The organism is Halanaerobium congolense (assembly GCF_004366375.1).
GTDB classification, from domain to species: domain Bacteria; phylum Bacillota; class Halanaerobiia; order Halanaerobiales; family Halanaerobiaceae; genus Halanaerobium; species Halanaerobium congolense.
Genome location: NZ_SOEF01000020.1, coordinates 45391 through 57706 on the forward strand (window position 1 = coordinate 45391; position 12316 = coordinate 57706).

At 32.2% G+C, this 12316-nt stretch carries 9 protein-coding genes; all 9 read left to right on the top strand.

Annotation, left to right across the window (positions count from 1 at the left end):
• The 9 genes from C7954_RS08435 (at position 1) to C7954_RS08475 (ending at position 11656) form a co-directional block, all read left to right on the top strand.
• A complete protein-coding gene (locus tag C7954_RS08435) occupies positions 1–267 on the top strand; it encodes a SpoVG family protein (RefSeq protein WP_073160370.1) in 267 nt (88 codons plus the stop codon).
• A gap of 236 nt (positions 268–503) precedes the next feature.
• The gene (gene glmU, locus C7954_RS08440; protein ID WP_073160368.1) at positions 504–1874 is read left to right on the top strand and encodes a bifunctional UDP-N-acetylglucosamine diphosphorylase/glucosamine-1-phosphate N-acetyltransferase GlmU; all 1371 of its coding nucleotides are present in this window, start codon (positions 504–506) and stop codon (positions 1872–1874) included.
• Positions 1875–1907: 33 nt separating this feature from the next.
• A complete protein-coding gene (locus C7954_RS08445) occupies positions 1908–2849 on the top strand; it encodes a ribose-phosphate diphosphokinase (RefSeq protein WP_073160366.1) in 942 nt (313 codons plus the stop codon).
• Positions 2850–2985: 136 nt separating this feature from the next.
• Positions 2986–3678, top strand: a complete 693-nt coding sequence (locus C7954_RS08450) for a 50S ribosomal protein L25/general stress protein Ctc (protein ID WP_073160364.1) — start codon at positions 2986–2988, stop codon at positions 3676–3678.
• Between the two features lie 66 nt (positions 3679–3744).
• Positions 3745–4302, top strand: coding sequence for an aminoacyl-tRNA hydrolase (pth, locus tag C7954_RS08455; RefSeq protein WP_073160362.1), 558 nt, complete (start codon positions 3745–3747; stop codon positions 4300–4302).
• Positions 4303–4433: 131 nt separating this feature from the next.
• The gene (gene mfd, locus C7954_RS08460) at positions 4434–7916 is read left to right on the top strand and encodes a transcription-repair coupling factor (RefSeq protein ID WP_134059536.1); all 3483 of its coding nucleotides are present in this window, start codon (positions 4434–4436) and stop codon (positions 7914–7916) included.
• 69 nt (positions 7917–7985) lie between these two features.
• Positions 7986–9623: a putative polysaccharide biosynthesis protein gene (locus tag C7954_RS08465; RefSeq protein WP_134059540.1), complete on the top strand. Its 1638-nt coding sequence runs from the start codon at positions 7986–7988 to the stop codon at positions 9621–9623.
• A gap of 33 nt (positions 9624–9656) precedes the next feature.
• The gene (gene mazG, locus C7954_RS08470) at positions 9657–10502 is read left to right on the top strand and encodes a nucleoside triphosphate pyrophosphohydrolase (RefSeq protein WP_073160355.1); all 846 of its coding nucleotides are present in this window, start codon (positions 9657–9659) and stop codon (positions 10500–10502) included.
• 26 nt (positions 10503–10528) lie between these two features.
• Complete coding sequence (locus C7954_RS08475) at positions 10529–11656, top strand: D-alanyl-D-alanine carboxypeptidase family protein (RefSeq protein ID WP_073160353.1); 1128 nt, start codon at positions 10529–10531, stop codon at positions 11654–11656.
• Positions 11657–12316 lie beyond the last annotated feature (660 nt).

The following is a 12316-nucleotide window of genomic DNA, read 5'->3' on the forward strand; positions in this document are numbered from 1 at the left end:
ATGGAAATTACAGATGTTAGAGTTTTCCCAGTCAATATTAATGGAAGTTTGGTCAAGGCTTATGCTACGGTGACTTTTGATGATGCTTTTGTGATTCGTGAAATGCGGGTGGTTGAAGGAAAAAACGGAACTTTCCTGTCTATGCCTGCACGAAGAAAAAGGAATGGAAACTATCAAGATATCTGTTTCCCAATTTCCACTAAGTTAAGAGATCTAATAGAAAACGAGGTTTTAGAAAAGTTTAATGAGTTATTAGAAACTGCTTAATTATAAAATATATCAAATACTTTATAAAAATAACACTACTTTAGATTTGCTGTAGTGTTATTTTTATTTAATTTGCTTCATCTTTTTTAAAAATTTGATATCTTGACAAAAGTTATTTTCTCTGTTATACTTCAAGCGATTAAAGAGGCAAAATGGTTTTTTTATGTCTTTTTATGAGTTGATTTGTGATTGAATAAAGTTAAAGATTGATTGCTATTATGAGGAGGATATTATAGATGTCAGATCTTTTAAGCATTATTCTAGCAGCCGGTGAAGGCACTAGAATGAAGTCAGATAAAATTAAAATTTTGCATCCAGTTGCTGGTAAAGCAATAATTAAACACGTACTTAACACTTTAGATGGTTTAAATAGTAAAATTGTTAATGTTATTGGATACCAAAAAAATGAGGTTCAGGCTGAATTAGAAGATTTAGACAAATGGGATTTGAATTATGTAATTCAATCTGAACAGTTAGGTACCGGTCATGCTGTACTTCAGGCAGAAAAATATATTGAAAAACATGAAGGTCCGGTTTTAATTCTTTATGGGGATACTCCGCTTTTAAAAAAAGAAAGTATTGCTGAATTTGTAAAAGAACACGAAGAAAGCAGATCTGATTTAACAGTGATGACTGCTGTTTTTGATAATCCTGAAGGTTATGGTAGGATTGTAAAGGATAAAGATGGAAACTTATCAGCAATTGTAGAAGAAAAAGATGCTGACTTTGAAACTAAAAAAATTAAAGAAATTAATAGTGGTGTTAACTGTATTGACAGCAAACTCTTAAAAGAGTTTTTAAGTAATATGGATAATGACAATGCTCAAGGAGAATATTATCTAACAGATATTATAGAATATGCAGTCAAAAAAAATAAAAAAATCAATACATATGTTGTAGAAAATTCAAATGAAATAATAGGTATTAATACAAGGAAACAGCAGGCTGAAGCAGAAAAAATATTAAGAAGTAGAATTATTGATCAGCATTTAACTAATGGAGTAACTATTATTGATCCTGATACAACTTTTATAGATTCTGAGGTTGAAATTGCTCAGGATGTTACTATTTATCCTTTTAATTATTTAGAGGGAAGAACTAAGATTGGAGCAAATACGGTAATTAATCAAAATTGCAAATTGAAAGATGCAGTTATTGCAGATAATGTTAATATACGATCAAATACTGTAATTAAGGACAGTAAAGTTGGATCAAATACAAATGTTGGTCCTTTTGCTTATTTGCGTCCGGGATCTGCAGTAGAAGATAATTGTAAAATTGGTGATTTTGTAGAACTTAAAAAGACAACTGTCAAAAGTGGAGCAAAAGTACCACATCTTTGTTATGCAGGTGATGCTGAAATAGGAGAGGGTACTAATATTGGTGCTGGGACAATTTTTGCTAACTATGATGGTCAAAAAAAATCTAGAACTATTATTGGAAAAGATGCTTTTATTGGTAGTGATTCAATTTTGATTGCTCCTTTAACTATTGGAGATGGAGCTAAAACAGCAGCTGGTTCAGTCGTAACTAAAAATATAAATCCAGGAGATACCGTAATGGGAGTTCCAGCTCGTATCTATAAATCAAAGAACAAGGAAACTTAAATTATGAGAATAAATAAGCCGGGGGGGCAAAAAATGTCCAGTTATAGTGAACAATTAAAAATATTTGCTGGTAATTCACATCCGCAATTAGCTCAAGATTTATGTGATTATCTAGGTACAGAGCTAGTTAATGCTGATGTGACAAGGTTTAAAGATGGAGAAATTGCGGTTAGAACTCATGAAACTGTTAGAGGGGCAGATGTTTTTGTGATTCAACCGACTTCACCTCCTGTTAATGAAAATTTAATGGAGCTGTTGATAATTATAGATGCCCTGAGGCGAGCTTCTGCTAGAAGAATTACAGCGGTTATACCATATTATGGTTATGCTCGTCAGGATAGAAAGGCCAGTCCCCGTGACCCAATTACATCAAAACTAGTTGCAAATTTGCTGACAGAAGCAGGTGCTCGCAGAGTTTTATCCATTGATTTTCATGCACCTCAGATACAGGGGTTTTTTGATATTCCTGTTGATCATTTATATGCTTCTCCAATAATGGTTGATTATTTTAAGAATATGGACCAATCTAATTTAATTGCTGTGGCCCCAGACGTTGGATCAGTTAAAAGAGTTCGTTCTTTTGCTGAAACCCTTGATATTCCAATGGCAATTATAGATAAGAGACGGCCTAAACCTAATGTAGCAGAGGTAATGAATGTTATTGGTGAGGTAGAGGGAAAAAATGTAATCTTACTTGATGATATAGTTGATACTGCTGGTACTATTACAGCAGCAGCCAAAGTTTTGAAAGAAAAAGGGGCAAAAGATGTATATGCTTGTGGAACTCATGCTCTATTTTCAGGTCCGGCTGTTGAAAGATTAAAAAATGCACCAATTAGTAAAATTATTGTGACTAATACCATAGCTCAAAAAGAACACGACCTTGATAACCTTGAAGTACTTTCTGTTGCTCCTTTAGTTGGAGAAGCGATTGATAGAATTTTCAAAGATTTATCTGTTAGCGTATTATTTTAAATAAATTTTCTAAAACACTTGCTCAAAATGGGCTTTGATGTTATAATAAAATTTGTTATGTCTTATTTAAAGCAGACCTGCCAGTATTATGAATAAATCTGGCTTAAAATTTAATTTATGCAAGGAGAGGATAGTCATGGAGAGACATTCTATTGAAGCTGAACTAAGAACTGAAACTGGAAAGGGAGCAGCCCGTAAAATAAGAAGAAACGGACTTATTCCTGGTGTTGTTTATGGAAGAGGAAATGATCCAAGATCTATTAAGTTGGATCCACAAAATATTGAAAAGCTTCTCCAGTCTAATGCTATCTTTGATCTGACTTTTGTCGGAGAAGATGGAGAAGGAGAAGATGATGAAGCAGTTGTAATTATTAAAGATTATCAGAAAGATGTAATTAAGCAGAATCTACTGCATGTAGATTTTCAGTTTATTTCTATGGACGAAAAAATTACTGTTTCTGTGCCAATGCACTTAGAAGGAGATGCTGTTGGTGTTAGAGATGGTGGAGTGTTACAGCAGTTATTACGTGAAATTGAAATTGATGCACTACCTGCTGAAATTCCAGAAGAAATCACAATTGATATTTCTGAACTTGAAGTTGGACAATCTTTATCTGTAGTTGATCTTGATCTTCCCGAAGGAATTGATCTGGTAACTGACAGTGATGAAGTTATTGTAACTGTTGTTACACCTACTGAACTTATTGAAGAAGAGGTAGAAGAAGAGGAAGATGAATTCTTAGAGCCAGAAGTAATTGGCGAAGAAGAAGAAGGCGAAGAAGGAACAGAAGGAAAAGAAGAAGAGGAAGAACCAAAGGATTGGGAATAAATAAAGAAAAGATGTTGAGCGCGGTCGGCTAGGCTGCGCTTCAATTCATTAATGGAGGTTTGAAGCTTGAAAGTAATTGCTGGTCTTGGTAATCCAGGTGAGAAATATGCTTATACCAGACATAATATAGGATTTATGGTTATTTCGGAATTGGCAGACAGATTTAAAATTAACAGCAGTTATAAGTTTGACGGCTTAATTGGAGATTTTTTCTTTGGTGGAGAAAAGATAATAATATTTCAGCCGATGAAATATATGAACAAAAGTGGTCAACCTATTTATAAAGTTCTTGATTATTTTGGGATAGAACCTGAAGATCTGCTGATTATTCATGATGATTTGGATCTTGAATTAGGAAGCATGAGATTCAAACAAAGTGGAGGCAGTGGTGGTCATAATGGAATTAAGTCCATTATTAACAATTTAGGTACTGATAATTTTAAGAGATTAAAAATTGGAATTGGAAGACCGCCAAAGAATATACCAGTTCCTGATTTTGTTTTAACAACTTTTAAAGGAGAAGAAAAAGATGTTTCAGAAAAAGTTGTTAAAGATGCCGCTTCAGCGGTTGAGTTAATGCTAAAAGAAAACATTTCAAAAGCAATGAACAAATATAATGGATAAACAGGCCCGTACATCTTATGTAGGGGCTATTTTGCCATTTTTAATAGTTTAAATAATTGTGTATAGGTATAGTAGTCATTTGAATTTATTATGAGTGTATTTAGAGCTCAGCTTTAAGGAGCAATATCAAGATGAATTTTAAAGATTTATTATTAGAAAACCAAAAATTTAAAAAAATTGCGAAAAATATAAATGCTTCGGCACAATCAATTAGTGGTTTAAGCGGCAGCAGGATTTCTTATTTTGCTGTTAATTTTTTAAAGAAAACGGAAAAAGATATAATTTTCTTTTTGCCAGATAATTATTATCTGCAGCAGATGCAGGAAGATTTAATTCGATTAATTGGTAAAGACAATTTTTTAGTTTTTCCGGAAGAAGAAATACTTCCTCATGAACAGCTGATGCCCGATTTAACAACTATGAGTGAAAGAACTAAGGTTTTAACTGAACTTGTTTTTTCTCTCAATCAAAAAAAGAAAATTATCTTGACTACTCCAGCAGCAGTCTTTAAAAAACTTCCACCTAAAGATATTTATAAAAATAGCAGCATAAATATTAAAACAGGAACAGAACTTGCAATTCCAGAATTGAGGCAGAAACTTTTTTCTCTTGGTTACAAACGGGAAGAAATGGTAGAAGCTCCAGGTCAGTACAGCATTAGAGGTGGAATTATTGATATTTTTACACTGCTTGATGAACAACCATTTAGAATTGAGCTTTTTGGAGATGAAATAGATTCAATTCGAAAAATTGATTTAACTGCTCAAAGATCTAAAATGCGGGTGAATCAGATCACAGTTCCTCCTTTTGCAAATATTGTTATTGACCAAGATGTTGTTGCAAGGGCTTATCCCAGCTTAGAAAATACTTATTCAAAAGCAATTTCAGAACTTGTAGAAAATAATCAGCAAGAAGAAGCTGCTTACTTAAAAGAAAAAGCTAAAAAAATGTTGGAAAATTTGAAAGAAAAACATCGCTTTCCAGGCTTTGAACAATTTTTACCTTTTTACTATGAAAAGACTGCTAATTTCTTTGATTATTTAGAAGAGAGTATAATTTTTGCTGTACGACCTCAAAAAATGAAGCAGTTAACTCATGCGCATTATCAAGAAATTGTTGAGACACATACCAGACTTTTAGAGCAGGGAATGGTTTTTCCAGAATATCTTGATAATTTTATTACTGAATCAGAGTTCAAAAGAGAAATCACTAAAAACAGGGTAGTAGATATTAATTCTGAATTTGAACACAATAAAGTTATTGAGAATGATATTCATTTTAATACCTCTCCTCTAGAACCTTTTCACGGGCAGTTAGAACTGTTTAGTGAAAAATTAGTGGAATTATTAAAGAAAAAATATCAAATTGCTATCACCTTAAATTCGGCCAGTAAAAAAAGAAGATTAAAAATGTTTTTAGAAGAAAAAAATCTGGTTGTTGGTGAAAATTTTAAAGAAAGTAGAATTGTTATTTTTTCTGATAGTTTAGCTGAGGGCTTTATTTTTGATGACATAAAGCTTGCTGTTTTTAGTGACAAAGAAGTTTTTGGTAATGAACAGAAAAGAAAAAGAAAAATTGGAGATTTTGAAGATGGAGTGGAAATTTATAGTGTTGAGGATTTAAAAGCCGGAGACTTTGTTGTTCATGAAAATCACGGTATAGGAAAGTATCTTGGAGTTAAAACCTTAGAAATTCAGGGCCAGCATAAAGACTACCTTGTTTTAAAATATGCTGGAGAAGATAAACTTTATGTTCCAACTGAAAAAATAGATTTGGTCCAAAAATATATAGGTTCAGATGCTGGATCACCCAAATTATATAAATTAGGCAGTAGCGACTGGAAGAAAGTAAAAGAAAAAGTCCAGAAATCAGTTGAAGAAATGGCTGTTGGTTTATTAGAACTATATGCTAGAAGAGAAACTTTAAAAGGCTACCAGTTTTCAGAAGATGATGTCTGGCAGCAGGAGTTTGAAGATGCTTTTCCATTTGAAGAAACACCTGATCAGAAAAAAGCTATTGAAGCAGTGAAATCTGATATGGAATCCCAAGAACCTATGGACCGTTTATTATGTGGAGATGTAGGATATGGTAAAACTGAAGTAGCAATTAGAGCAGCTTTCAAAGCAGCATTAGATAGTAAACAGACTGCTGTTTTAGTGCCAACAACAATCTTAGCCCAACAACATTTCAATACTTTTTCTGAAAGAATTGAAGAATTTCCAGTTAGAATTGGAATGTTGAGTAGATTTAATACAGCAGCTGAACAGAGGGAAACTTTAAAAAAATTAATTAAAGGTGAAATAGATATTTTGATTGGAACTCATCGCATATTATCAAAAGATGTTATTTTTGATGATTTAGGTTTATTAATAATTGATGAAGAGCAAAGATTTGGAGTTACCCACAAAGAAAAATTAAAAAATTTAAAAAAGAATGTAGATGTTTTAACTTTAACGGCGACACCTATTCCGCGAACTCTTCATATGGCTTTAGTTGGAGTAAGGGATATGAGCTTAATCGAAACACCGCCTGAAAATAGATATCCAATCAGAACTTTTATCAAGGAATATAATAAAGAGTTGATCTCTAGTGCTATTAGAAGAGAGTTGGCTAGGAGAGGGCAGATCTATTTTGTTCATAATCGGGTTAAAGATATAGAAAAAACGGCTGGTAAGCTTCAAAAATTGATGCCTGAAGCAAAAATAGCTGTTGCTCATGGGCAGATGAATGAAAATCGTTTAGAAAAAGTTATGTATGCTTTTTATCATCATGAATTTGATATTTTAGTTTGTACAACGATAATTGAAACAGGTCTTGATATTCCAAATGTTAATACCATTATTATTAACCATGCTGATAAAATGGGGCTATCACAATTATATCAATTACGTGGTCGTGTTGGTCGAACAAATAGGATTGCTTATGCCTATCTGCTTTATGAAAGAGATAGAGTTTTACCAGAAGTCGCAGAAAAGAGATTGGAAGCAATTAAGGAGTTTTCTACTCTTGGTTCAGGTTTTAAAATTGCCATGCGAGATTTAGAAATTAGAGGGGCCGGAAATTTATTAGGCCCCGAACAGAGTGGGCATATTGCAGCAGTTGGATTTTCCCTGTATACTAAATTATTAGAAGGCACAATTGAAGAGTTAAAAGGTAAATCTGATCAAAAAGAATTTGAAGTTGAAATTAATCTTAATTTAGATGCTTATATACCTGATGATTATATTAAATATGAAGCTAGAAAAATTGAGATATACAAAAAGATAAAATCAATAGAAAATGAAGCTGATGCAGTAGATACAGTAGATGAATTGATAGATAGATTTGGGGAGCCACCAATTGAAATTATGCGTTTAATAAATGCTGCAAGACTTAAGTTTTTGGCTTTTGAACTAAACATTGATCTAATAAAAGAAAAAGATGCTAAAATTATTTGTCAGTTTATCAATGCTGAAGTAGTAGATGGCAGCAAGCTTTTAGAATTCAGTCAAAAATATAAAAGGAAAATTAAAATTAAATCTGCCAAGAAACCACAAATTATAATTAAAATTGATGACCCAGAAAATATTGATAAACAACTATTAAAAATGCTAAAATATTTAAAGAGTCTATAAATCAATTATATAAATCAGCAATATTAAACTTAGCCATTATTTAAACTTAAGAACTAAAGGGTGGAAAAAATGTCGGAAAACACAAAAAAAGGCAGTTTTATTAAAGGAGCAGCCATTCTAACAGCTGCAGGATTGGCAGCTAGAGTAATGGGCTTTGGTTATCGAGTTATTTTAACCAGAATTATTGGGGCTGAAGGGATGGGCCTTTATCAAATGGCCTATCCAATTTATACTGTTTTATTAGTTGTTTCTAGATCGGGTATACCTGTGGCTCTGGCAAAGTTAATTGCAGATAAAATTGCAGCTGGCAAAAAAAAAGAGGCATATAAAATCTTTAAAGTAGCGAGAAAGATGAGTTTTGTTATTGGACTTTTGATCTCGATTGTCATGGCCTTATCAGCAAAACCATTAATCTCACTACTTTCTCTTGATCCGAGATCATATTATGCAGTTTTAGCAATTTCTCCTGCGATTTTTGTAGTTTCAATTATGGCTTCATATCGTGGCTTTTTTCAAGGACTGCAGGATATGGTTCCAACTGCAAAATCTCAGATTTTTGAGCAATTTATTCGGATGTTTACTATGATTGGATTAGTTATATTATTAGTACCCTATGGTTTAGACTTTGCAGCTGCTGGAGCCAGTTTTGGAGCTGTGAGTGGAGGCATTGGTGGATTAATAATTTTATTAATTATTTATTCAAAGAGAAAAGAAAAAATATTTACTTTTTTAGAGACTGGGGATGATTCTGTAGAACTCAGTTCAAAAAGTGTTGTTCAAAAAATAGTTTCATTAGGGGTCCCAATCACACTTGGAGCATTAGTAATGCCTTTAATGAGTCTTGTTGATTTAGTTTTTGTTCCTAATCGTCTGCAGGATGCAGGTTTCATGATCAGAGAAGCGACTGAGTTATACGGCATGTTTTCTGCTGTAGCAATGCCGCTTGTAAACTTTCCAACTATTATTACAGTCTCTTTATCAGCGAGTCTTGTTCCGGCAATTGCAGAAGCTTATACTCTGGGTAGGGAAAAACTGATCCAGTATCGCACTCAAACAGCTTTGAGACTTACAGTTTTAATTTCTTTACCAGCTGCAGCAGGCTTGTTTTTGCTGGCTGAGCCTCTGACAGAAATAATTTTTGCTGAACCTGGAGCTGCAGTACCACTGCGTTTTGTTTCCTGGGGGGTTTTTTTCATTGCTTTACAGCAAACAAGTACTGGTATTTTAAATGGAATTGGAAAGACTTCTATTCCAGCTAAAAACTTGATGGTCGGAGCAGTCTTTAATGCAGTTATTAACTACACACTTACAGCCATACCATCTTTTGGAATTAGAGGTGCTGCTTTAGGAACAAGTACTGGTTTTGCAATTGCAGCTTTTTTAAACTTATATTATGTAAGAAAAGAAAGTGGATTTAGAATCGATGCTAAAGCAATGATTATAAAACCATTTACTTCGGTTTTTTTAATGGGGGTTTTTGTTAAAATATTTTACAATTATCTATTTGTCTTTTTAGAAAAAAATAGTGTCGATTTTGCTTATTCAATTACAACTTTTGTAACTGTAGCTGCTGCAGCTTTGTTTTATTTTGTAATATTACTTTTATTTAAAGAAATAAAATATAATGACTTAGCAATGCTGCCGATGTTTGGGAAAAAGTTAGCTGACAGTTTAGTGAAAATTGGTGTTTTAAAAAAGGATAATTAATAGATTGTTTAAAGAAAAGCAGGAGGTATAGCTTTGGAAAAAGATATTAGAAATGAAATTTTAGAAGAACTGGATCAATTAATAAAAGTTATGGCGGTACTTAGAGGGCCTGGTGGATGTCCCTGGGATAAAAAACAGGATTACTATTCAATTAAGGAAAATATAATTGAAGAGGCTTATGAAGTAGTAGAGGCATTAGAAAAAAATGATATACCTGCATTTAAAGAAGAATTAGGAGATCTTTTATTACAGGTTGTTTTTGAATCTCAAATAGCTTATGAAAAAAATGACTTTAATTTAGGTGATGTCGCAAAAGTCCTGCGGGAGAAATTAATTAGAAGACATCCTCATGTTTTTGCAGAACTAGATGTTAGTGGGTCTGATGAAGTATTAAAAAATTGGGAAAAAATCAAGCAAAAAGAAAAAGGTAAAAAAAATCAACTCAATTCTTTACTTGATAAATTTAATCAGGGACAAAGTGCTTTGAATCAGGCTTATGATATTCAAAAAATTGCGGCTGAAGTTGGTTTTGATTGGAATGATTTAAGACCAGTTATAGACAAGATTGAAGAAGAGTTGTCGGAATGTAAAGAAATCATTGCTGTAAATCCAGATAACACTACGCTTAGTCAGTCAAATTTAGATAAAAAAGATAAGGATAAGTTGGAATCTGAAATTGGAGACCTGCTTTTTGCTGTTGTTAATTTTGCCCGGTTTAATGACATAAATCCAGAAATAGCTTTGTTGAAGACAATACTTAAATTCAAAAATAGATTTGCTTTTATTGAAAACAGAGTGAAAAAAAATAATAATGACTTTGAAGATTATAACTTAGAACAATTAGACGAATTTTGGAATCAAGCTAAAAAAGAAGAATAATTATATTATACGAGGAGGATCATCAAATGAAAAAAAGTATTATTGCTATTTCAATAATTAGTATTTTATTTAGCCTAGTATTTGTCACTCCTGTCTTAGCTTTTGATGTTGCAACTGATTCAGCCATATTATTAGAAGTTGAAACTGGACAGGTTTTATTTGAAAAAAATGCTGACCGCAAATTACCACCGGCCAGTATTACTAAAATAATGTCTCTTTTGATCACTATGGAAAAATTAGAAGAAGGAAGTATTTCTTTAGATGATAAGGTAACTATTAGTCGATATGCTCAGTCAATGGGTGGTTCACAAATTTATTTAAAGGCTAACACTCAGGTTGAGTTAGAAAAATTGCTTAAAGCAGTAACAATTGCCTCTGGCAATGATGCAAGTGTAGCGATTGCAGAATATATTGCTGGTACATATAGTAATTTTATTGCTATGATGAATGATAAAGCTCAAGAGTTAGGAATGAATTCTACTAATTTCGTCAATTCAACAGGGCTGCCGGATCCTAACCATTATTCAACAGCACGTGATATATCTATTATGGCAAAAGAATTATCTAAGTATCCTCAAGTTCTCGAATGGGCCTCTATATGGACTGAAACTATCCAACTTCCAAATCGAAAAGCAATGTTAGTAAATACAAATAGTTTGATTAATAAATATCCCAGTATGGATGGTTTAAAAACTGGTCATACACAAGAAGCTGGTTTCTGTCTTGCTTCTACCGCTAAAAAAGGAGATACACGTTTAATTTCAGTTGTTTTACAGGGAGAAACTCTTACAGAAAGAGAAGAATCAACTACAAGACTTCTAGATTATGGTTTTAATGCGTTTTCTAAAAGAAAAATAGCAGCTGCAGGTGATCAGATTCAAAATATACCTATTGCTGAATCAGCAAATAAAGTTGCTGTGGGTGAAGTAGCATCAGATTTATATGTTATGGTGCAGAAAGGACAAGAAAAAGACATTTCTCAAGAAGTTAAAGTTAAGGATTCTCTTACAGCTCCAATTGAAAAAGGAGGAGTTCTTGGGGAACTAACTGTATATAATGGAGAAAAAATAATTTCTACTGTAGATGTAGTTGCAGCAGCGGAAATAGAACGTGCTAACATAATAACTAGAATGTGGAGAAAGATTTTTAACTAAGAGCAGGATATATAATTCAAATAACTATACAAGAATAACTATATATAAGATAGAAATCTAGTAAATTATGACTAAAATAATATAATATTAGTAGAAAATTTAACACTCCCTTGAATTTAAATTAATCAATGGAGTGTTTTTTTATTTTTTTGTTTTAAATTCTTGACAACATTTAAATTTAATGTTACTATATTAAACGTTGCAGCGAAATTAATTTCGTTTGTGATTCCTCTAAAAAAATCTTGTTTACTCTTGACAAATACAAGAATTGATGCTATGATAATGTATGTCGCTGAAAAGTTATAGATACTAATTTTTTGGTCGATAAAATTATTTTAAAAAGTTCTTGACAAAGCAAAAAGAGCTTGATAAGATAATAAGCGTCGCACAAATAATCTCCGTTAAAATTTAAGCTTTTAATTGATCTTAAATTGGAGGTTGAAAAGAACTAAAATTTTAAAATTTAAATATTTATCTTCTTTATATATAAGAGAAAATATGAGGTTTTAAAATACAGAAAATCTTTTTAAAATATTTTCTAAAAAGTTCTTGACAAAGTGAGGCACGGTTGATAAGATATTAAATGTCGCTGATAAAAAAACGCGGCAAAAACAAAAGAAGAAGATTTTGTGAACCTTGAAAATTAAACAGCAAGCCAAC

Excerpts from the sequence above, each read along its gene's own strand:
- C7954_RS08435 (WP_073160370.1), top strand. The coding sequence starts at position 1 with ATGGAAATTACAGATGTTAGAGTTTTCCCAGTCAATATTAATGGAAGT.
- glmU (WP_073160368.1), top strand. The coding sequence starts at position 504 with ATGTCAGATCTTTTAAGCATTATTCTAGCAGCCGGTGAAGGCACTAGA.
- C7954_RS08445 (WP_073160366.1), top strand. The coding sequence starts at position 1,908 with ATGTCCAGTTATAGTGAACAATTAAAAATATTTGCTGGTAATTCACAT.
- C7954_RS08450 (WP_073160364.1), top strand. The coding sequence starts at position 2,986 with ATGGAGAGACATTCTATTGAAGCTGAACTAAGAACTGAAACTGGAAAG.
- mfd (WP_134059536.1), top strand. The coding sequence starts at position 4,434 with ATGAATTTTAAAGATTTATTATTAGAAAACCAAAAATTTAAAAAAATT.
- C7954_RS08465 (WP_134059540.1), top strand. The coding sequence starts at position 7,986 with ATGTCGGAAAACACAAAAAAAGGCAGTTTTATTAAAGGAGCAGCCATT.
- C7954_RS08475 (WP_073160353.1), top strand. The coding sequence starts at position 10,529 with ATGAAAAAAAGTATTATTGCTATTTCAATAATTAGTATTTTATTTAGC.